This window comes from Mesorhizobium sp. WSM4848 (assembly GCF_055811375.1).
In genome coordinates this window covers 59,154-80,822 of sequence record NZ_JBVVPX010000028.1, presented here as the reverse complement: position 1 = coordinate 80,822, position 21,669 = coordinate 59,154, and the positions used below count along the sequence as shown (strand labels likewise).

Annotated in this window: 19 protein-coding genes; 8 read left to right on the top strand and 11 right to left on the bottom strand. The window is 61.2% G+C overall.

Annotation, left to right across the window (positions count from 1 at the left end; all coding sequences use genetic code 11):
- Positions 1–86: 86 nt before the first annotated feature.
- A complete protein-coding gene (locus tag AC0L16_RS23300) occupies positions 87–1,181 on the bottom strand; it encodes an ABC transporter ATP-binding protein (RefSeq protein WP_473623517.1) in 1,095 nt (364 codons plus the stop codon).
- Between the two features lie 324 nt (positions 1,182–1,505).
- Positions 1,506–2,402: a LysR substrate-binding domain-containing protein gene (locus tag AC0L16_RS23295; RefSeq protein WP_473623516.1), complete on the bottom strand. Its 897-nt coding sequence runs from the start codon at positions 2,400–2,402 to the stop codon at positions 1,506–1,508.
- A gap of 75 nt (positions 2,403–2,477) precedes the next feature.
- Between AC0L16_RS23295 and AC0L16_RS23290 the strand changes: the two genes are divergently transcribed.
- Together AC0L16_RS23290 and AC0L16_RS23285 are read left to right on the top strand one after the other, a co-directional pair.
- Complete coding sequence (locus AC0L16_RS23290; protein WP_473623515.1) at positions 2,478–4,073, top strand: zinc-binding metallopeptidase family protein; 1,596 nt, start codon at positions 2,478–2,480, stop codon at positions 4,071–4,073.
- A gap of 24 nt (positions 4,074–4,097) precedes the next feature.
- The gene (locus tag AC0L16_RS23285; RefSeq protein WP_473623514.1) at positions 4,098–5,030 is read left to right on the top strand and encodes a dimethylarginine dimethylaminohydrolase family protein; all 933 of its coding nucleotides are present in this window, start codon (positions 4,098–4,100) and stop codon (positions 5,028–5,030) included.
- A 151-nt stretch (positions 5,031–5,181) separates the two neighbouring features.
- Here the strand turns inward: AC0L16_RS23285 and AC0L16_RS23280 are convergent, their stop codons facing one another.
- On the bottom strand, positions 5,182–5,604 hold the full coding sequence (locus AC0L16_RS23280; RefSeq protein WP_473623513.1) for a VOC family protein: 423 nt from the start codon (positions 5,602–5,604) through the stop codon (positions 5,182–5,184).
- A 251-nt stretch (positions 5,605–5,855) separates the two neighbouring features.
- On the opposite strand from AC0L16_RS23280, the gene AC0L16_RS23275 reads away from it, so the two are divergent.
- The 3 genes from AC0L16_RS23275 (at position 5,856) to galE (ending at position 9,374) form a co-directional block, all read left to right on the top strand.
- Entirely contained in the window at positions 5,856–7,058 is a 1,203-nt protein-coding gene (locus tag AC0L16_RS23275; protein ID WP_473623512.1) for an MFS transporter, read from the top strand.
- 370 nt (positions 7,059–7,428) lie between these two features.
- Complete coding sequence (locus AC0L16_RS23270; RefSeq protein WP_473623510.1) at positions 7,429–8,403, top strand: UDP-glucuronic acid decarboxylase family protein; 975 nt, start codon at positions 7,429–7,431, stop codon at positions 8,401–8,403.
- Positions 8,400–9,374, top strand: coding sequence for a UDP-glucose 4-epimerase GalE (gene galE, locus AC0L16_RS23265; RefSeq protein WP_473623509.1), 975 nt, complete (start codon positions 8,400–8,402; stop codon positions 9,372–9,374). The genes AC0L16_RS23270 and galE overlap by 4 nt, the downstream gene beginning before the upstream one ends.
- Before the next feature lie 22 nt (positions 9,375–9,396).
- On the opposite strand, the gene AC0L16_RS23260 is transcribed toward galE, so the two are convergent.
- Genes AC0L16_RS23260 through AC0L16_RS23235 form a run of 6 tightly spaced genes read right to left on the bottom strand, consistent with a single transcriptional unit; the run spans position 9,397 to position 16,704 of the window.
- Positions 9,397–10,620 carry a glycosyltransferase family 4 protein gene (locus tag AC0L16_RS23260; RefSeq protein WP_473623508.1) on the bottom strand — a complete coding sequence of 408 codons (1,224 nt, stop codon included), beginning with the start codon at positions 10,618–10,620 and terminating at the stop codon, positions 9,397–9,399.
- A gap of 27 nt (positions 10,621–10,647) precedes the next feature.
- The gene (locus AC0L16_RS23255) at positions 10,648–11,382 is read right to left on the bottom strand and encodes a class I SAM-dependent methyltransferase (protein WP_473623507.1); all 735 of its coding nucleotides are present in this window, start codon (positions 11,380–11,382) and stop codon (positions 10,648–10,650) included.
- Complete coding sequence (locus AC0L16_RS23250; RefSeq protein WP_473623505.1) at positions 11,382–12,689, bottom strand: glycosyltransferase family 2 protein; 1,308 nt, start codon at positions 12,687–12,689, stop codon at positions 11,382–11,384. Before AC0L16_RS23250 ends, AC0L16_RS23255 begins: the two co-directional genes overlap by 1 nt.
- Positions 12,686–13,909, bottom strand: coding sequence for a glycosyltransferase family 2 protein (locus AC0L16_RS23245; protein ID WP_473623504.1), 1,224 nt, complete (start codon positions 13,907–13,909; stop codon positions 12,686–12,688). Before AC0L16_RS23245 ends, AC0L16_RS23250 begins: the two co-directional genes overlap by 4 nt.
- Before the next feature lie 3 nt (positions 13,910–13,912).
- Positions 13,913–15,715: an ABC transporter ATP-binding protein gene (locus AC0L16_RS23240; RefSeq protein ID WP_473623502.1), complete on the bottom strand. Its 1,803-nt coding sequence runs from the start codon at positions 15,713–15,715 to the stop codon at positions 13,913–13,915.
- Positions 15,712–16,704, bottom strand: coding sequence for a glycosyltransferase family 2 protein (locus AC0L16_RS23235; RefSeq protein WP_473623501.1), 993 nt, complete (start codon positions 16,702–16,704; stop codon positions 15,712–15,714). Before AC0L16_RS23235 ends, AC0L16_RS23240 begins: the two co-directional genes overlap by 4 nt.
- Before the next feature lie 680 nt (positions 16,705–17,384).
- On the opposite strand from AC0L16_RS23235, the gene AC0L16_RS23230 reads away from it, so the two are divergent.
- A complete protein-coding gene (locus tag AC0L16_RS23230; RefSeq protein ID WP_123148143.1) occupies positions 17,385–17,573 on the top strand; it encodes a hypothetical protein in 189 nt (62 codons plus the stop codon).
- 353 nt (positions 17,574–17,926) lie between these two features.
- The gene (locus AC0L16_RS23225) at positions 17,927–19,426 is read left to right on the top strand and encodes a thiol-disulfide oxidoreductase (protein ID WP_473623500.1); all 1,500 of its coding nucleotides are present in this window, start codon (positions 17,927–17,929) and stop codon (positions 19,424–19,426) included.
- Between the two features lie 209 nt (positions 19,427–19,635).
- Here the strand turns inward: AC0L16_RS23225 and AC0L16_RS23220 are convergent, their stop codons facing one another.
- Both AC0L16_RS23220 and AC0L16_RS23215 read right to left on the bottom strand, forming a co-directional pair.
- The gene (locus AC0L16_RS23220; protein ID WP_473623499.1) at positions 19,636–20,037 is read right to left on the bottom strand and encodes a DCC1-like thiol-disulfide oxidoreductase family protein; all 402 of its coding nucleotides are present in this window, start codon (positions 20,035–20,037) and stop codon (positions 19,636–19,638) included.
- A complete protein-coding gene (locus tag AC0L16_RS23215) occupies positions 20,034–20,324 on the bottom strand; it encodes a hypothetical protein (RefSeq protein ID WP_473623497.1) in 291 nt (96 codons plus the stop codon). The genes AC0L16_RS23220 and AC0L16_RS23215 overlap by 4 nt, the downstream gene beginning before the upstream one ends.
- Positions 20,325–20,582: 258 nt before the next feature.
- Here AC0L16_RS23215 and AC0L16_RS23210 point away from each other — a divergent pair, with 258 nt between their 5' ends.
- Positions 20,583–21,635, top strand: a complete 1,053-nt coding sequence (locus tag AC0L16_RS23210) for an acyltransferase family protein (RefSeq protein ID WP_473623496.1) — start codon at positions 20,583–20,585, stop codon at positions 21,633–21,635.
- The last annotated feature ends 34 nt before the right edge of the window (positions 21,636–21,669 follow it).

Genomic DNA, 21,669 nt, shown 5'->3' with positions numbered 1-21,669 from the left:
AATTGTTTGTCATGTCAGTTCCCCTTTTTTGTCGTTGATATTTCCCGAAAGCCAGCCTGGCGAATTCAGCTTCGCCACGCCGATCGTCATTGTCCTCCGTCCGGAAGGAGGAAACCTTTTTCCGCCGGCCATGTCAGCCATACGGAATTTCCCTTGCTGAGTGCCGAAGCGGCGACCTCGTTCGGCACCGAGACCGTCACCTTGGCACCTTGGCGCGTGGTGAGATCGAGCCGCGTCGCAGCGCCGAGATAGGTCGAGGCGACCGCAGTCGCGGCGATGCCGTTCTCGCCGGCTGTCGCTTCGGGCGCAATCGACATGTATTCGGGCCGGATCGCCAGGATGGCGTTGCTGCCGACGGCGCTTGCATTGCCGCGCAGGGTGATGGTGCGGTCTTCGCACAGGCCTGTGGCGCCGTTGTCGGCGTTGCGCACGCCCTTCAGCGGCAGCATGTTGATCTCGCCGAGGAACTCGGCGACGAAGCGGTTGGCCGGCCGGTCGTAGACCTCGTCCGGCGCGCCGACCTGCAGCAACTTGCCGTGGTTGAAGATGGCGACGCGCGACGATAGCGCCAGCGCCTCGCTCTGATCATGGGTCACGAAGACGAAGGTGGTGCCGGTTTCCTGGTGCAGCCGCTTCATCTCGGCCTGCATCTGGCCGCGCAAGCCCTTGTCGAGCGCCGAGAACGGCTCGTCGAGCAAAAGCACACCCGGCTCGAACACCAGTGCGCGGGCCAGCGCCACGCGCTGCTGCTGGCCGCCGGACAATTGCGACGGCAGTTTCTTCTCGTGGCCCTTCAGCCCGACCCGCTCGATCATCTCGCTGACGCGTCGCTTGATCTCGGCCGCCGGCTTCTTGCGCACCTTGAGCGGGAAGGCGATGTTGGCCTCGACGCTCATATGCGGGAACAGGGCGTAGCCTTGGAAAACCATGCCGGCGGCGCGCTGCTCGGCCGGCCGCTCGGTAATGTCGACGCCGTCACTGAACAGACGGCCGTTGGTCGGCTGCACGAAACCGGCAAGGATCATCAGGAAGGTGGTCTTGCCTGAACCCGACGGTCCGAGCAGGGTCAGGAACTCACCGCGACCGATATCGAGCGTCAGATCGTCCAGTGCACGGAACGAGCCGAAGCTCTTGCCGATCCCGATTGCCTTGATCTCTGCGGCACGGCCGGGTTGCTGCATCCTGCCTTGTCCCTCAATGCTGATTGAAATCGTAGGCAGGGCGGCGGCTCACCGCAACCGAATAGTTTTCGCCTGACCGGCAAATTTGATTCATCTGTTGTCGACGTGGGAGAGGCGAGCGGGACGCTCGAGCAGCCAATCTCCCCCCTTGTGGGGGAGATGTCCGGCAGGACAGAGGGCGCTGTCCCGCCAGCCTATCAACTATTTGGAGCTGCCCATCGCTGGTTTCAGAGTTGCTGCAAAAGTTAGCGTTCCTTCGCGCCCCCCTCTGCCCTGCCGGGCATCTCCCCCACGAGGGGGGAGATCGGCGCTCCATCGTCCCGCTCAATACGGATGGATCCTGTTCTCCGACAGTTTCGACCTCAGCCACCTCCCGAACGCCTCCAGCACCGGATGCGCCGCCTTGGCATGTTCGGAAACGAGAAAATACGACCGTGGCGAACTGATTGCGATGTCGAAGGGGCGCACCAGCCGGCCTTCGCTCAGCGCCCGGCGGCTGGTCAGTTCGTCACCTATGGCGATGCCCTGGCCGGCGATGGCGGCCGAAAAGACCAGGTTCATGTCGGAAAAGAAAATGCCGCCCTCGATGTCGGGATTCTCGACCTTCGACAGCGCCAGCCAGCGCGCCCAGTCCTCAGTGTCGCCGAGATGCAGGAGATTGGCGCGCAGCACGTCGGCCGGCTTGGAAAACCCACCGATCTTGTTGAGCAGCGTCGGGCTGCACAGCGGCGTGAACGAGATCTCGCACAACAGCTCGACCGCCCGGTTCGGCCAGTTGCCGACGCCGAAGGCGATGAAGGCGTCGGCGTCGGCATTGCTGACGTCGTCCAGCCGCCGCGGTGTCAGGATGCGCAGCGCGACATCGGGGTACATCTGCCGGAATTCGCCGATGTGCGTGCACAGGAACAGCGAGGCGAAGCCCGGCGTGCAACTGACGCTGAACGAGCCGCCGACGCCGGTGCCGGCATGGCGCGTTACCGCATCGCCGAGCACCGTCAGCGCTTTGCGCACGTCGCTGGCGTAGCGTTGGCCGCGCGGCGTCAGCGCCACGCCCTTGCCGATGCGCTCGAGCAGATCGAAGCCGAGGTCGCGTTCGAGTAGCCGCAATTGATGGCTGACCGCGCTGCGGGTCAGATGCAGTTCGTCGGCGGCGCGCCAGACGCTGCCGTGGCGGGCGAAGCTGTCGAGGGCGCGCAGCGCCTGAGTCGAGGGAATTCTCAAGAGGTGAACCGAATTTGCATGAGCCGGGAAAACATATCACTTTTTGGCGAGGCGCTTCACTGCTTTCTTTGACCGATGGAGGATCCGGTGACGAACTCGGCTCAAGCGACCGCGCTTGCCTGTCTGGACGACATTCAGCCGTCGCTGTCGGCATGGACGCGGACGATCTTCGATTTCGGCGAGACTGCCTGGCGCGAATACCAGTCGGCCGCCTGGTATGTCGAGCGTCTGTTGCACGAGGGCTTTTCGGTCGAGGAAGGCTCCGGCGGGATGCCGACCGCCTTTTGCGCCCACTGGACCAACGGCGCCGGGCCGACGATCGGCATGTATGCCGAGTATGACGCGGTGCCGGGCAATTGCCAGGACGCGGCGACCGTCAAGCGACCGCGTCCTGGTCTAGGCGCTCAGGCCGGCGGCCACACCGATCCGCATTCCGGCCTCGGCATTGCCAGCCTGGGCGGGCTTTTGGCGACCAAGGCGGCGATGCAGCGCCACGGCATATCGGGCTCGCTGCGCTTCACCGGCGAGCCGGCGGAAAAAGTGCGGGGGTCGAAGCCGATCCATGCCGCAAAAGGCTACTACGATGGCCTTGCCGGCATGATCTCCTTCCATCCTTTCTACATGCTGCCGCTCTGCAACACGGCGCGCTGGGACACGCATTGCGGCGCGGCCTATGCGATGATCTATCGCTTTGTCTGCGACGAACCCGAAAATTGGGTTCGCGCAAGCGATGGCGCTCCGATCCCGCAGGCGCATACGGCGGTCAGGGCGCCCGGCGCCAACGACGCGCTTGTCATGATGTACATGGCGTCCAAGGCGCTGCGTGATTCCATGCTGCCGCATCAGGGCGGCTGGTCGATCAGCGAGGCGATCCTGACTGCAGGGCAGGCGACCGCCGACAATCTGGCAGCGGGTCTGGCCGAGATCCAGTACATGATGCGCGTGCCGACGCTTGCGATGGCCGAGCAGGTCACCGCCGTGCTCGACCGCAATGCCGAAGCCGCCGCCAAGATGAGCGGCTGCCGCCATGAGCGGCACTGGGTGTCGAAGTCGCGGCCGGGGCTAGCCAATCATGCCATGGCGGGTATTGCCTACGATGCGCTGTCGACGGTCGGGCCGCCGCGCTGGGACGAGACGGCCAAGGCGATTGCCCGCGAAATCCAGGTCAATGCCGGCGGCGCGGCGACCGACGAGCCGTTTATCGCCGAGTTGGAGCAGCTGATTGCGCCTGGGGAGGCGGAGGCGTTGCTGCGCCGCGACTTGCCGCCGTCGCAGCTGAATTCCACCTCCGACGATTACACCGACATGTCGTGGCAGACGCCGACGGCGCGGTTCTACGTCGCCCGGCCGGCGCTGCGTCGCGAGAGTGGCCACGCCTACCCGTCCTGGGCGATGAATGCGCTGGGCGGCATTTCCGCTACCATCGATCCGATGGTTGCCTGCGCGTCGAAGACGATTGCGTTGGCAGCCCTTCGCCTGCTGGAAGACAAGGCCGCCCGCGACGCGGCGATGGACGAATTCGTCGCCCGCACCGGCGGCGGCATTGGTGGCAGCAACTGGCTGGCGCCGCTCTGCGACTACGAACCGCCGATCCATTTCCGCTGGCCGGAATATGTCACCACCCCGCGCGGACGGGGCTGGTGGATACCAAGCAACCCGCAAGCCGCGTGATCACTCGAAGCCAGGAGAAATCCCATGACCGTCCATGACCGCATCGCAGCAGAACCGTTTTCATTGCAGCGCCGCAATCCGGCCGGCGGCACCAAGCCATTGACCGCCTGGGGCTTTGCCAACGAGACCGACGCCCTGACCGACGTGCTGCTCGGCTCGCCGAATTTCCTGCGCCACCTCTCGACCAGCTCGCTGTCGCGCAAGCATCTGCGCGAGGCGCCGTGCAACGTCCAGATCGCGCAGGCGCAGCACAAGGACCTGGTCGCCGCTTACGAGCATTTCGGCGTCAACATCCACTGGCACGAGCCGACGCCGGAGTTGCCGATGCAGGTCTATTCGCGCGATTCCAGTGTCATGACGCCGTATGGCGCCTTCATCACCGCGATGTCCCAATGGTGGCGGCGCGGCGAGAACTATGCGGCGATCCGCACCTATGAGAAGCTCGGCATTCCGATCTACGACATGGTCACCGCGGGCACTTTCGAGGGCGGCGACTTCAACGTCATCGAGGACGGCGTGGTGCTGATCGGCTGTGGCGGCGCCCGCACCCAGGAGGAGGGCGCGCGCCAGGTCCAGGCCTGGTTCGACAAGGAGGGCTGGGAAACCCGCATCGCCTTCATCGACGAATATTATGTCCATATCGATCTGATGGTGGTGCCGATCGCCGAGAAACTGACCGCCGTCTGCCTCGGCTGCACCGAGCCGGGCATCGTCGACTGGCTGAAGGGCAAGGGCCACGAGATCATCGACGTGCCGTTCCAGGACACGATGGCGCTCGGCTGCAACTTCATGTCGCTGGGCAAGGATCGGGTGATCGCGCCGACCTCCAGCCAGACGCTGATCGGCCAGCTCAAGGCGCGCGGTTTCGAGGTGGCGGCGGTCGACATGAGCGAGATCTCGAAGACCGGCGGCGGCATCCACTGCATGGCGCAGGCGCTGAAGCGTGTGCCGGGCTGAAATCCCGAAAAACAGCCACAGAGTTCGGCGTTGAAGTTGAATATTAAGCGTTGGTGCCGCCCCTCATCGCCCTGCCGGGCACCCGGCAGCCAGATGAGGGGCGGCGCGACGTGGCGAGATTGCCCTGTCCCTAGCGCAAGCGAACCCCGAGCTAAAACGTAATCTTCACCGAAGCGGCGCTTCGGTTGGCCGGCCCGTGAAAGACGGCCTCGATGTTGTTGCCGTCGGGATCGAGCAGGAAGGCGGCATAGTAGCCGGGGTGGTAGTGCTGCCGCTCGCCCGGCGCGCCGTTGTCCACGCCGCCGGCGTCGAGGCCGGCCTTGTGGAAGGCGTCGACCATCGCACGGTCCTTGGCCTGGAAGGCAAGGTGGTGGCGGCCCGTCAGTTGTCCGCTGGCCGCCCGGCTGTCAATGCTGGAGACGAACAGCTCGTCGGCCCAAAAGTAATCCTCGGCGCTGCCGCCGATGGGAACATCGAGCACCTTGAAAACCGCCTCGTAAAAGCGTCGGCTTGCCTTGAGATCGCTGACCACCAGCTGGACGTGGTCGATGAGACGGCCGCGATGAAGTTCCATGCCTGATAGCTCCTGATCGCCAGGTTGGAAATCTAGCCCAGGACGGCGCACGGTCAATGCAATGGACAAATCGAGTGGGCAATGGACCAATCGAGTGGGCAATGGAGCAATTGAGTGGCGCGATTTCCTGACTGGATAAAAAATGCAACCGGATTGTAGGATTCGAAATGTCGGCATCGTCCTTCGGACGCAAGCGGTGTGACGAAGCTCGAAAGAAGTCGCGCCGTGTCCAAACGATCTCGGAGAAAAATATGCGCATTTCCTATCGTTGGGTCATCGTCGCGGCTGGCGCCCTGATGACCTGTGTCGCCCTCGGGGCGATGTTCTCGCTGGCGATCTTCCTCGAACCGATGGCGCTCGACACAGATTGGTCGCGTGCCGGCATATCGAGCGCGATGACGCTGAACTTCCTGGTGATGGGCCTCGGCGGCTTCGCCTGGGGCGCCATTTACGATCGCTACGGCGCTCGCATTGTCGTGATGACAGGCGCGGTGCTGCTCGGGCTGGCGTTGGTACTGGCCAGCCGCACCGGCTCGCTGCTTGTCTTCCAGATCACCTATGGCGTGCTCGTCGGCCTCGCGGCAAGCGCCTTTTTTGCGCCGATGATCGCGCTGACCACGGCGTGGTTCGACAAAAACCGCAGTCTTGCGGTTTCGCTGGTTTCGGCCGGCATGGGCGTGGCACCAATGACTATCTCGCCCTTCGCGCGCTGGCTGATCTCAGCCTATGACTGGCGCACCGCCATGTTGGTCATCGGTATCGCGGCGTGGGCGCTGCTGGTGCCGGCCGCATTGCTGGTGCGCCAGCCGCCCAAGCTTGCTGCTGACGACGCCGCCTCCGATCTTGCCGCCGACGATACCGGCATGTCGGTTCCACAGGCGCTCCGCTCGCCGCAATTCATCGTTCTGGCACTGACCTTCTTTGCCTGCTGCGCGGCGCATTCCGGGCCAATCTTCCACATGGTGAGCTATGCGATGCTGTGCGGCATAGCGCCGATGGCGGCGGTCAGCATTTACAGCATCGAGGGCCTGGCGGGGCTGGGCGGCAGGCTTTTATACGGCGTGCTTGCCGACCGGCTGGGAGTCAAGCCGGTGCTGATTACCGGTCTGGCGATACAGTCGGTGGTCATTGCAGCCTATCTTGCGGTCAGCGAGCTTGGTCAATTCTACACGCTCGCCGTCATCTTCGGCGCCACCTATGGCGGCGTGATGCCGCTCTATGCGGTGCTGGCGCGCGAATATTTCGGCCAGCGCATCCTTGGCACGGTGTTTGGTGCTGTAACCATGCTGTCCAGCATCGGCATGGCCTTTGGCCCGCTCGCCGGCGGCATGGTGTTTGACGCCTATGCCAGCTATTCTTGGCTGTTCATCGGCTCGGCCCTGGTCGGGCTCGGCGCGGTTGCGGTGGCGATCGCCTTCCCGCGGCTGCCCCGCAGGGAGTTGCAACCGGCGTAGGATTGGCGGAGAGAGGATGCAGGGGTCGAAAGTGGACATCGCATATGTCAGCTTTTGACCCCCTCCCAGTCGCGAGGCGTTCATCGGCGGTGATAGGAGCCGGGTCAACAGGACCGATCTCCCTTAATTAACAATCGATCATGATGCAGCGCAGCGCCCAAATGTCGACTGCCGGTAGCCTGAGATTCTACGAAAAACCGTCAAAGAATGGCAAATTAAGGGCTTTTTCATGGATTGTGCGCCGCGCACTCACGCGACCATTTCAAGTGCGTTAACATTTTGTGTTTGCTGCGCAGCATTTTTTTCCTATCCTCGCCTCAGGGCTTTGCGCATTTCGATTGCGTGAAGAACTGGCGTGAGGATCCCTAAAATGCAGCAGGCAAAGCGAGTCTTGGTGACGGGGGGCGCAGGTTTTCTGGGATCGTTCTTATGCGAGCGGTTGCTTGCTGAAGGCCACGAGGTTGTATGCGTCGACAATTTCTTCACAGGAAGTCGGAGAAACGTCTCGCATTTGCTCGACAACAGGTCCTTTGAGATCATTCGCCACGACGTGACATTTCCACTCTACGTAGAAATTGATGAAATATACAACCTTGCTTGCCCGGCAAGCCCGGTTCACTATCAGTTCGATCCGGTCCAGACGACAAAGACCAACGTCCATGGGGCGATCAATATGCTGGGGCTCGCCAAGCGGGTTCGCGCAAAGATCCTTCAGGCGTCCACGTCTGAAGTCTACGGAGATCCCGAGATTCACCCGCAGACCGAGGACTATTGGGGCAGGGTAAACCCGATAGGTCCCCGTTCCTGTTACGACGAAGGCAAGCGGTGTGCCGAAACCCTGTTTTTCGACTATTGGCGGCAGCACAGGCTGCGGATCAAGGTAGCGCGCATCTTCAACACCTACGGTCCGAGGATGCGTCCGGACGACGGCCGCGTCATTTCCAACTTCATCATGCAGGCACTGCGAAACAAGCCGATAACCGTGTACGGCACCGGCGAGCAGACACGCTCATTTTGCTACGTCAATGATCTCATCGACGGTCTGGTTCGCCTGATGCACACGGCCGACGATGTTACCGGCCCGATCAATCTCGGCAACCCGGTCGAATTCACGATGCTCGAACTTGCAAATCTCGTGATCGAACTTACCGGAAGCCGATCCAAGATCAGGTTTTTACCTTTGCCCGTCGATGACCCAAGGCAGCGGCAGCCTGATATCGGGTGTGCCTTGCGCGAGCTCAATTGGGAGCCAAGAATCGCATTGCGCGACGGTCTCGCCACGACCATTGCCTATTTCGAAGACTTGGTCTCATCGCGATATGCTCGGTCCGCTGCAGCCGAATGAAAACAGTCTTGGTCACTGGCGGGGCGGGCTATATCGGCTCACACTGTTGCAAGGCATTCGCCAAATCCGGTTGGTCGGTCGTTGCCTATGACAACCTCTCGCGCGGCTGGCGGGACGCGGTCAAATGGGGACCGCTTGTCGAGGGCGATGTTTGCGACGGTGCAGGGGTGGCAGCAGCGCTGCACCGGTATCGGCCGGATGTGGTGGCGCATTTCGCCGCCTACGCCTATGTCGGCGAGTCCGTCGAGCGCCCGGAACTCTACTACCGAAACAACAGTTTTGGGACGCTGGTCTTGCTCGAGGAAATGCTGAAGGCTGGCGTCGACAAGCTGATCTTTTCGAGCACCTGCGCGTCTTACGGCGTTCCCGTTCGTTCGCCGATCGACGAAACGCATCCGCAGTCGCCGATCAATCCCTATGGGTGGTCGAAATTCATCATAGAAAGAATGGTGGACGATCTTTCCGATGCCCATGGCCTCAACGCGGTTGTGCTGCGGTATTTCAACGCGGCCGGATGTGATCCCGACGGCGAGGTCGGTGAGCGGCATGAACCGGAAACGCATGTCATTCCGCTCGCTATCGAGGCGGCGATCAGGTCGGGCCGGGTTTTTACCATTAATGGCACCGACTTCGACACAAGGGACGGAACCGCGGTACGGGACTATGTCCACGTCACCGATCTCGCCCGTGCTCACGTTCTGGCAGGGGAGAAGCTTCTGCGCGATCCGGGAGTCCATGTTTACAATCTGGGCACTGGAAACGGAACGACGGTGAACGAGTTGGTCGATGCGGTGAGCCGGGCTTCGGGAACGCGCCTCCCAGTGGCCTACGGTCCGCGCAGGGCAGGCGACCCGCCTGCGCTTGTCGCCGCGGCCGGCAAGGCGGCCCGGGAACTCGGCTGGATGCCTGAGCAATCCGGAATCGACCGGATCGCCGAAACGGCGCTGGCCTGGTATCGCCGCCGGTTGTGACGATCTTTTTCGCGGAGGAACCCTACCGCCTGGTCAGCAAGCAATCGAGTGCGGCGGCGACTGCGGCAAGCGAGAAATTTTCCTCTATCCGCTTTCGTGCCGCCCGACCCAGGCTTTCGCGCAAGTGCAGATCGTCCTTCAGGCGCTTCAGGGCATGCGCGACTTCGTCCGGGCGATCCTTTCGAACCATCAGGCCACCCGACTCTTGGCCATTTGCCAAAATGTCGGGAAGCCCCTGTGCATCGGTGGCGACGATGGGAAGACTGCAAGCCATCGCCTCCAGCGGTGCGACCGGCATGCCTTCGATGCGGGAGGTCGTGACGTAGGCATCCGCCGCCGAAAGCCAGTGCCGGATCAGCGACCGGTCCGTAGTATAATCGGAAAGCCATCTCACATTCGGCAGTCCGGCCTCGATCAAGAGCCTGGCAAATCTATCTCGATCCTGACCGGAGCCTATTATCACCAGTTCGGATGACGCGTCCCCGGAAAAGGAGGACCAGGCTTTCAAGAGCACATCGAGCCCTTTCCGGCGGATGTCGATGCGCCCGTGATTGACGGCGATAAATGTCTCGCTCGGCAAGCCGAGGCTTTTCCGCGCTTTCTGGCGCGCGATCGCTTTCCATTCCTCGACGTCGATCGGGTTGGCGATATTGGCGATGTCGAGTGCAATGCGCGGGTAGGCTTTGCTGAGCCGTTCGTGCTCAGCAGCCGATGCAACGATCAGGCCGCTGCAAGCGCGAAGCGATGCCTGGCGGGCGATCGCCTCGATCCAGGACAATGTGCGGTCGCCGCCCTGGAAGGTCGCATAGAGGGGCATGCGCATGCGGCGCGCCAGCCAGGCGAGCGCATCGAACCGGGTGTATTCATACTCCTGGGCGAGGATCACGTCGCATTGAGATTGGGCGAGGACCTTTCGGAAGGCGGACAGCGGCGTCGTGGCCCAGCGTCGCAGACTGTAAGCCGCCGCAGAGTGGCCCTGGCGCGCGCGCTTCCCCGGGACGACCCAGATAGGCGTACGAGTTCCCGCATGAAGATAGCACTCTGTCCGCGAGGCATGCTCGGATGCGCAAACAATGATCGGCCTGTGCCCGGCCAGTTGCAGGGCGGCCGCATAGCCGAACAGCCAGCCGCCGGTCATCTGCCCAACGAATTCCTCAAGCCGCAACCCTATCGGGTCGAGAAACTCCTCCATGACGTCGCCCCATGGGAAGAGGGCAACGACGAGCGAGGTTTGGCGGCCAGTCATTTGCGTACTAAGTCATTTGCCAAGAGGTCATTTGCGCCAGGAAAAGGCCGTTTCCGTACCGCGTGTTGAGGGCCGGTGTAGCGCATAGCCAACCGCCGTAATGGGCGCCGCCAACGCGTAGAGGAACTTGCGTCGGCGCTTTCCAATACGGGAAAATGCGACGTCGTGAAAGAACGCCGTCACCGGGTTGATGAATGTGGCCCGAAGTTCCGGCGGCTTGTCGAAGAGCGCAGCGAGCTCGGGATCCCGATAGCCACGCCGAACGTGGCCCCATTCCCGCATCAGTTCGCTCTCATGCGGGCAAAACGGCTTCATGATACGGAAATACGGGTAGTGCCAACCGGCCTCAGGCGTGGAGACAAGCACATATCCGCCGGGTCGCACTACCCTCAGCGCTTCCTGCGCAGCGCGGCGGTCGTCCTCGATATGTTCAAGCACGTCAAACAGCGTCGCGACATCGAAACTGTCGTCTGCGAAGGGCAGGGCACAGGCATCGCCGCAGACGAAGGTTGACCTCGCCCATGGCGGCTGGAGCCTGCCCAGTTCGGGATCGACATCGAGGGTGACGATATCCGCGTTCGGATAGAGGATGCTCGCCAATCCACTGCGGCCACCGCCAATTTCCAATATTCGCCCCTCGATTCCCGAGGGAGCAACACGGTGAATGGCTCGCATCTTCTCCCGGTAAAACAGGCCGTCGGTCAGGCCGTGTGGAAAGGGGTTGCGGGAAAGAAACTGACCAAGCGGCGCCTTGCGGATCATCAGGTTTTTTCCTCAGCCAATGCTTGCGGGGGTAAGGTTCGTCGCTTTCGCCAGCCGAAACGCAAGAGAAATTGAAGACCGGCCAGCCATCCTTCCACTTCCGCTGCCAGAATTCCGATCCTGCCGGGCGGGCCTTCGAAAAGCGTCCTGAGGAATGTCCTCAAGAAGTAAGCCGGCAACTTTTTCCAGATCCGAATGATGTTTCCGCGGTCGCCGAAATTATCATATTGCACGACAAGGGCCGCGACATGGCCCTTCATGTAGGCCCTCATCTGCCGTCTCAAACCCGGCCAGTCGCTGCGATGATGGTGAAAGACGACAACCCTGGGTTCATAGAGGCAGGCGCCTCCGGTTGCCAGCAACCGGTACCAGAATTCCGAATCCTCGGAACAGCCGGCGGCGCCGGCGCCGAGGCGCTCATCGAACACGCCGATTCGGTCGAAGACGGAGCGGCGAAAGGCCATATTGGCACCGGCGCCGATTCTCCAGACATGTGCTCCAATTGGCCGGGTCTCCTCGAAGAAGCGCCGGTCGAAGACGAGCGGCACGAAAGTGGTGCCGAACCCGCCCATGTCGAACTGGAAGCTGCGTTGTGCGACCGTATCGAGCCGGGCCGGCAATACCAGGCCCGTCAGCGCCTCGACGTCGCGCTCCGCAAAGGCGCGTGCAATCTCGGCAGTCCAGCCGGCATGAACTTCGACATCGTCATCGGTGAAGGCGATGATGGCTTGACGGCTTACGCGAATGCCGGCGGTCCGCGCGACACTCAGTCCGGGGCGCGCTTCATGAACGTAACGGACCTCCGGAAATTGCATGCACAACGACCGCGCGTTGCCGTCGCGGGAATTGTCAACGACGACCACTTCACCCGGAGCGCTGCGTTGTTTTGCAATGCTGCGAAGGCACCCGGCCAGCGCTGGGCCGCGGTCCCGGGTGCAAATCACAACCGAAATGTCTTGCGCGGATGCCGAAGACGCTGTTGCAAGCTCATCAAGGCCGTCGATCAGGTTCTTGGCCTCCAAGGCGGCAGTGAGAGAGAGCGCGGACTTTGGCCGCCCCTCATGAGTGGCCTGTATTGGGGCGCCCAGTGAGGTGCTGCGCGCGGCCATTTGTGCCGCCGAAAATTCCGCCGCGAATTGCCGCAAACGCGCCTTTGTGTACGGCAGTTCATCCGGCAGCGACGCGCGCATCCCCACCGGCAAGTCCTTCCACCAGAAGATCGATAGCGAAGGGCTGTCGCCCGCATCGGCATCGGCATCAATGGCGTCGAGATCGACATGCCTGACACGGAAGGCATCGCCGGTCATCGGTTCTGCTCCCGGATTGTCCGCACACGGGCGCTCGAACGATCGTATTCGCCTGCAAGGCCGTAGATTCCACCCAATAGCTCCGCGATGCCGAAACGGAAATCGCGGCCCCGAAGCCCGCGCGCCGCACGCGCCAGCGCCTTCAACTGGTTGAAGAACCACCAGCGAACCATGGCGCGGTGCCGTGCTCTGAGTTCCTTGTCGGTCCGGCGGCTTTTGACAAGGAAAGCCATCATTCCAAGGCCCCACGTCCAATATTGCCGCCTCAACTGCTCAATCGTCTCGCGATGCTCGTGGTAAACGGCATATTCCGGCTCATAGATCATCGGCCGGCCCGAACGCAGCACGCGATAAAAAATGTCGAGATCGCCACCACCGGGCAGCGGAGATCCGGTGTCAAGCGCCTCATCGAAACCGCCGAGTTCAACGAGCAGCGCGCGGTCGAAAGCCATGTTGCAGCCAGCGCCGAGACTACCGGATCCTACTGGGTGCAGCGGATTGTCAAAGCGGGTGTTGTGGAATTCCTTGCGGACAAAGCCGCGACCAAATCCGCCGTTTTGCTCAAAAAAGATCTGGGCTTCCGTGTCGAGGCGAAACGGCAGCACCAGGCCGGTAAAGCCGCCGACGCTGGGATTATCCCGGCACGCCTTGGCAAGGCCTGCCAGCCAGTTGCGATCGACGACCACATCGTCGTCCAGATAGGCGACCAGATCTCCCGTAGCCGCGCGAAGAGCCGCGTTGCGGGCAAAGTCGAGCCCTGCCTTCGGCTCGAAAACGTAGCGGACATCCTTGAAGTCCTCAACGGCCTCGCGCGTGGTTGAATCGACCGAAGCATTGTCGACAACAATAATTTCGACGGATTGAAACGCCGATTTCGAGCGAATGAGATCGAGCGAGGCCAGAAGCCGGGACAGGCGCTTTGCGCGATCCTTGGTGCAGATCGCGATGCTGAGGCTCGGCAACGCCGTTTCCACCGCAGGACATCTCTGCAGCAGTTCTCCTGCCATCTTTGCAACGAGAATGCGCTCAGCGAAGCGTTCGTCGGCAAGGGATGTCAGTCTTTCCACCGACAGGGCCGAGGCGGCAGGCAGCGCGATCATCTCGAACGCGATCAGCCGGTCTTGCCAACGGGCGATGACACCGACGCCATTCTCATCGGGAGCGAGCTCAATCGGGGCTAGCGGTTTTGACAGTTCGACTTCGACAAGTTTGTACCGCATCGGCTAATTCGCCCCCATGGCGGCACGTCCGTGCTGAAATTCGTGGAGCCTCGAAAAATGGCCCGGTCGCTTCAGCAGTTGATCCGGCGAACCGACCTCGATCACCCGTCCTTTGGCCATCACGATGATCTGGTCGGCCGCCTGGACAGTCGAGAGGCGGTGGGCGATGACGACCACGGTGCGATTGTGCGAATATTGCTCGAGCGCGATCTGAAAAGCTTGCTCGGTTTCGACATCCAGCGCATTCGTGGCCTCGTCCAGCAAGAGAATATCGGGGTTGCGAAGAATCGTCCGGGCAAGCGCAATCCGCTGCCGCTGGCCGCCCGACAGGCGCATTCCCTGGTCGCCGATCTGCGTTTCATAACCATCCGGAAGCGAGCGGATGAAATCGTCCGCCCTTGCAATTCGGGCCGCCTGGTGCAGATCGTTTGGAGTCGTATCGAAATCTCCATAGGCGATGTTGGCCGCTATCGTGTCGTTGAAGAGATAAACTTCCTGCGACATCAGCGATAGCCGCTTGCGCCAGGTCTGGAGTTCGAATGCAACAAGTGGCACGCCGTCGGCGACGACCTCCCCCGAACTGGGATCTTGGAAACGAAAGAGCAGCGCCATGACCGTCGACTTGCCGGCACCCGACTCTCCCACGATCGCCGTGGTCTTACCGGCCGGAATGCTGAAGGAGACATCCTGCAGTGCCAGCGGCTGATCGGGGGCATAGCGAAAGGAGACGTTGCGGAATTCGACCGCCCTGCTGAGCGCAGGCGCGGCCAGGCTTCCTTGACTAAGAAAAGGTGTGCCGGTTCTGCGCAAGAAGTCATCAACGTCGTCAATGGCGCCGGCCAGCCCGTCCAGTGCAATCTTGGATTGCAGCAATTCGCGCGTGGGACCTTGGAGTCGATACAGCAGCGACAGAAAAGCGGCCAGCGCAGCAATTCCTATGTTGGCGGATTCTGCGACGAGAATGAGTCCGCCAATCAGGACCGTGATCGAGATTTCCGAAACCGGCCCCGGGGTCGCCCAGAGTATATCGAGCCGCAAGAGACGCCGCCGCACCCGGTCGGATATCTGCAGGAACCGACGACGCTCGTAGTCTTCCTGCGTGAAGGCGCGGATCAACTGCAGCGCGTTGATGCTTTCCCACATCCTGAGGCCGAACTGCTTGTTTTCTTCAACCACGGCCTTGCCGGTCTCGTCGGCGCGACGTGTAGCCAAACGGATGGCCATGGCACCGACGAGCAGGAACAGCGTCGAGAAAAAGGTCAGTCGAACGGAGATCAACAGCATCAGCACAACAAAGACGATGAAGGTGCAAGAGCAGACCATCAATCGGTAAGCCAGGGCCAACGCCTGGCTTACCTTCCAGGTATTGTTGGCGATCGTTGTGATGATGTCCGATCGTTTGTTTTCAACCCGGTAGTCGATGCATGAACTTATCGTCTGGTCAAAAACCCTGGACCGCAATCGATGCGCAACCAGGCCGTCCACGTATCGGGTCACCCAGGTGTTGACGAAAAGGACCGCGTTCTTGAGAACGATGCTGGCGCACAGCGCTCCGACCAGGAAGGCGGTCAGCAGATGTTCGGGAACAGGCGCCAGGAGCCGGTCAAATATCGGCTGCCATCTGCCGGACTGAGCGGGTGACGCTCCGAGACTCTGCAGCAAGGGAATGAACAGGAAGAGGCCGGCACCTTCGAGAACCGCTGCAGCCAAACCAAGTCCGACGATAGCCGGCCCGGCCCATGCAGGCGCCGCCGCCAGGCGCAAGAGCCGCTGCAAGCGCTCGAACAGTGACGCGCTCACATTCACCAGATAGTCTCTTCATAAAGGCGCCGAAACTCGGCGTTCTTGTTTCGCATCCGTTTCACTCCAACCTTCATCCAGCGAGGAACCAGCCTGGCCCGGCAGTACATGTCGACCATGTTGGGCAGGCGGGAAATTGCCGTGCGCGGTTCCAGGACGAAGTATCTCTTCAGCAGGTCGCCGGCTGCGAACAGCCGCCCGCCGACCAGGGCTCTGATGGCAAGCCAATGGATCATGTCGACCAGATGCGCATCGAGATCGCTGCCGAACTGCGGATATTTTTCGCGATACTCGGCAAGGACGATTTCACATGAACGAAGCATCTGCATGACATCGCTCGACATGTTGACGTTCGTCATCCGATAGCCCACCAGGTGCTGAGGCACGACACGGTATTCGTAACTTTCCGCTATCCTGAGGCACATGAGAAGGTCCTCGCAGCCTTGTGCATTCCTGGCCCTCAGGGAAGGATCGAATTGTCCCGCCTGCTCGAATGCGGAGCGACGCATCAGCATCGAACTTCCGTTGCCGACAAAATTCATTCTGCACATCCGTTGCAGAACGCGGCCATCGGCATCGGGTCGGTATAGTGAGAATACCCGGCCGTCCTCGTCGATTTGGGCAAACCAGCAATATGCCAGGCCCGCAGAAGAGCCGCCTTCCTGCAGGGCGCGCAGTTGCAGTGCGATCTTGGATGGTGCCCAGAGATCATCCGCGTCGACAAACGCCAGGAACTCCGCGTCGGTAGAGGCCGCACCGCTGTTGCGGGCCTGCGCGACACCGGCGTTCGGCTGCTTAATCAGGCGTATGCGCCGATCTTTCGCGGCATGGGAGGTCACGATTGATTCGGACAGGTCCGTAGATCCGTCGTCGACCACGATGATGTCCAGTGCCTGGTGGCTCTGCCTGCAGATGCTGGCCAAGGTAGCACCGATGGTTCTCTCAGCATTGAACATCGGTACCACGACGCCTACCGTAGCATTGTCATCAATCATCAGGCCTTCGTTTCCGCAGTTGGGGAATGGCTTTTTTGAGTATTCTATTGGATATGCATTGCTGGCCAACAACCGGGGCGAATTCGGGGCAAGTCAGACCGATTGTTCTCCTGCCAGCCTGGCCCTAACGGGCTGCGATCGTGGCAAATCAAATCTCGAATCCGGGAAATCGAACTTGGGTCCGGGAACGGGGCGCGGATCCGCCGCGCCCCGATGCAATATTAGTTCCCCCTGAACAGGCGCGTCAACCAACGCTGTCTTGATCGCTTCGCCCCCTGTTGCCCATGTCCATGGCGTCCCCTCCAGCGTCACGCGATGCAGGTTGCCGAACCGCAACTTCGGAGCGTGCCTTGGGAGAACGTCGAGGAGCGCAAAGTGTTGCAAAGGAGGCCGCGAGGCAGCGCTTGGGATCGCAGTCGGCCCGCGCCGACCCAATCCGAACCTTCTTGAATGGAAATCGATTGCCGAAGGAGGCACCATCCAAGCAAAACCCGCCCCGGTCTCCGGAGCGGGTCTGTTGCCTGAGGCGGAACTTAACACATGTCCGCAGCCGCAAGGTCGCCTCGCGATGCTGAAGATCTGGTTAACCCGCCATATTTGATTCAAATCCAGCTGTGGATGTTCGCCTTTGGGTAAATCGAATGGGCCATCCTTCTCGAGCGGCGGGCAAAGGAGAATCCATGACAAGTGACTTTGCCGCCGCCCACCTCCATCTTGAACGAGCCTGCCACTATTTGCGCGGCGATGACGAGACGAGCAGCGCGGCTCGTGCCGCCCTGGACATCCTGATCGATGCAATCGCCGCAGCCCAGTACAAGCGTCCGCCCGCGGACGTGGTGGAATTTCCCAGAACGGCAAAGCAGCGTTAGTCGGCGAACTCTAAGCGCGGCGCATCCGCAGGATTAATGCGCCGCTTCAAGTTCTTGTTTCTATACATGTCGTTGTCTTGATACCGCTGCGCGCCTTGGGCGACATGCAGGTGCGGGCGAAACAAATGGAGCGGGATGGCCAGTTCAATTTAAACGCGTCCCGCTTCGGGTCCGCCGTACCCTCTCCAAATGGCTGATGCTCGGCAGCAGGAGCTACCGACGACGCCGGATTGACTCTTATTTGGGCCCGTGCTGATGTTGCAGTGCAACATAGAGCAGCGGTTCCGAAGGCGACAGGTAGTCCTCAGTTGGACGCCAAAAGAACCTGCAGGGGACTTGAGGGGACTTAGCTGGTGTTTATTGGGCAGTCGCAGTACTCAAGCGCGATACCGTTATGGAACGTTGGCCGCGGCAAGATCACGAAAGTCAGCGGACGGGACACCACATTTGACGGGTTGTCCGCATTTGCCCCTTTCTGGGCAATGGCGGCGATCTTCAGTATCGCCGGTGATATCTATTCCATGCTTGGCTACAAGGGGCCGCTTTTTGCCGCCCTGAGCTGGTCGGTCGTCCTGTTCAGCCTGCTACTCCTGCTGTATCCGCGGCGAACGGAGTTTTTGATCGGGCTCGTGATGGTATCGCTGCTGCTGTACGCGCTGCGCATGCCGGTCGCTTCGAACAACAAGACGATCACGGCGGTGATGAACGGGGCTATCCTGCTCAGCGCAGCGGTGCTCTATCTACGGGCCGCCGGCCGCGGCGCCGCCCTGGACCGGATGGCCCTTTATCAGCAGATCCGGATCGTCGCCCGGGCGCTGCTCGCCATCATGTATTTCTACGGCATCTTCCACAAGATCAACACCGATTTCCTCGATCCTTCCGTGAGTTGCGCGGTAGGCCTCTACGCTCCGCTGGCTCGTCCGTTCGGCCTCGAGGACGATCTGTTTGGCCGGTATCTTGCGATCTTCGCCACCTTCGTCATCGAGGCGATCGCGATCGTGTCCCTCTACTGGAAGCGCTATTTCGCCGTGGGGTTCATCCTCGCGCTTGTGTTCCATTACGTGATCCCGATCTCGGCCTATTCCTGGTACATGGACTTTTCCAGCCTGGTGTTTGCGCTGTATGTGCTGAGCATCCCCACGCCCGTCAGCGAGGCGCTCTATCGCAGCTCGCTGGAGTTTACCAATCCGCTGCGCGAGACGTTCGGCCGGGTCGGGATCTTGCTGCCGGGCGCGGCCGTGATGCTGTTCGCGGTCACTCTTGTCATTCTGCTCACCTATGCCTTTCCCGGGCGCTCCTTCGACATGATGGTCCACTCCGTCTGGATCCTCATTTGGGCGGTAGTGGGCGGCGCGGCGATGGTCGTGATGGCCAATGTGGCTCTGCAGAACCTGCCTTGCCGGACCGTTTCCTCGCCGCGCCAGCCGCTCTGGATCTATTTGGTGCCGGGCTTGTTCTTCCTCTCCTGCCTGTCACCCTATGTCGGGCTCAAGACGGAGAGTTCCATCAACATGTTCAGCAATCTGCACACGGAAGCCGGCCAGACCAACCATCTGCTCTTTCCCAAGCCACCATACCTGTTCAACTATCAGAACGAGGTGGTGAAGATCGTTGATTCCTCGGAGCCTCATCTCGTCGGGCAGTCGCGGGCGGGCAATTACCACGTCCTCCTCGATCTCAAGAAACAGCTGCGCCGGAAGCCCGAGGCTTGGGTGACTTACGTGAAGGATGGCGAGACGATTACCCGGGCCAACGCGTCGACCTTCGCTGGCGAAATGCCCAACCTCATCGAACGCAAGTTGCTTATGTTCAAGTTGGTGGATTTCTCGCGGCCGAAGGCCTGCACCCACTGAGCGCCGCTCTCACGAACGAAACTGGTAGATGTCGACTGATAGATGTCGCTGGGCAGTCGACTTAAGCCATCCATTTCGCCGGGAAATGTCCAAAGCGCGTCGCGTTAGTAAGAGTCACGCGTAGCCTTAAGTTCATGTCGTTATCGCAAACCCGCTGCGCACCCTCGGGTCAGGGCCCGAGGGCATGCTTTTGGGCGACATGAATTGAATTAGCGTTGTTCGAGATCGGCAGGGATCAGCGAGCGGCCGCGAAGCCGCAGGGTGGCCCGGCGTCCGAGCTTGAGCGCCGGATAGATCAGCCGCGCCGCCGTCCTGTTTGAGAGAATCCTGCGGTTGAGCCAGCCGAAAAGCGTCGAAGAGGAACTGAGGATCGCCAGGAGATTGATGGCTTCCTCGCCGTGGTAGACGCGGTCCTCGAAAACGAAGAGCATGCCCTCGTTCAGGTCGAAGCCCTGGCGCTGAAACATGACGACGCGCGGGTCGCCGGAGCGCGCGTCGAGCAACTCGACAGGACCGACGGCATCGCGCAGCCGGGCAAAGCGGACATAGCTCTGGCAGAAGATGCAGTCGCCGTCATAGACGATAAGCGCCGTCTTCCCAATTGGCTTCATTGCACCGTCGGATCCTGACTGTGCCCGATCGGTGCTTCTGCGGCGCTATCGATCGCGCAATTGCTGTAGAACGCGCAGCCGGAGACGACGGGCAGGTTGCTGAAGGCGTCGAAGACGGCGACGAGCACCAGCCCGACAATGCCGAGCATCAACATTTTCTTGTAGGCGGACAAGTCGTGAAGCATCTTGGTCCTTGCTGCCTGATGCGGACCTGGTCGATCCGACGTCAAAGCGCGATCGATTTCAACAGCCGGCTGGCTGCAAGAACGGCAGCCCGTGCCGGTCAAGGTTTCCTATCGCAAGCTCTTGAACTGCCATAGTCGGCACCAGCCTGTTATTGTGCAGCGCAACAATGGGTGAAGATCGGCGGAAAATCAAGCGGAATGGTGAATTTCGCCGACTTTATGTGACATTGCGTCGGCGGCAACCGGCAATCCGCAACTCCGAGCAATTCGCACTTGCCACAAAGCATGACGCGATGCACAATCGCTATCGAAACGGAAGGACCGGGCCGGCCAATAGGCCGTATCCAGGAAACGCTGAAGTTGAACCTGCCCCTACGTGAGACCTGGCTGGACACCGCCAAGGGCTTGGGAATCACCCTCGTCGTCATGGCCCACGTCCTCAACCACAGCACCTGGCGCTGGGCGCACCCGATTTACTTTGCGGCATCGCTGTTCTTCATGCCGTTCTTCTTCATCATATCCGGCTACCTTTTTGCTGTCACCGAGAGGAAGGCGCTTCTCCGCAAGCGCGTCCAGGGCCTGCTCATCCCCTATGTAATGTTTCTCGGCGCGATCATGGCGAGCGTGCTCGTTGTCGACTTTTTGCGCGGTGACACCCCGGCACCCTGGCAGATCAGGGAACTCATCACCGACGCGCTGCTGGGCGGACGGCACCTGACGCGCGAACTCGGCGTGTTCTGGTTCGTCACCTGCCTCGTCGCCACGCAACTTGTCTACAACGAGGTCGCGATCAGGACCAGCGGACCGACCCATCCCGGCATGCTGATCTTCGTCGGCGTATCCGTCGGCCTCGCCTATGCAATCCAGGCCTATTGGCAAGAGGTGCGGGCGCCGCTCGCTCTGACGAACGTGCCGCTCGCCATCGGCGCGTTCTGGTTCGGACATTTCCTGCGCGAACGCGGCATGAGCGCGCTGTGGTCGGCGGTATTTGTCGTGGCGGTTGCCGGGGTCGCGCTCGCGGCGGCGCTGACGGGGTCCGACTTTACCTTCAGCATGAAGAACGCCATCTTCGGCCCCCCGCTTCTCGGCCTGCTCGTTGCATTGGCGATCTCGACCTTTATCCTCGGTCTCATCCGCTTCATGGCGATGCCGAGCTTGCGCATCGCTCCGTTGGCGGAAATCGGCGCGGCTTCCCTGGTGATCATGTTCGTCCATCAGTTCGTTCATTTCACGCTGCGTGACTTCGGAATGTCTTCCGAGTTGGCGCTGATCGCCCTGTCGCTCGGGCTTCCCTATCTGCTCTATCGCGGACTGAGATCGTCCCGGATACTGGCTCCCTGGTTCATCGGAAGCGGAGACCTGGCGCTCAGCATCCAACTGATGAGGCGGAGCCTCGCCTTCCGGGCAGGCTGAGCTCGAACGTCGTTCGTCTGCCTCGCGGGCCCGT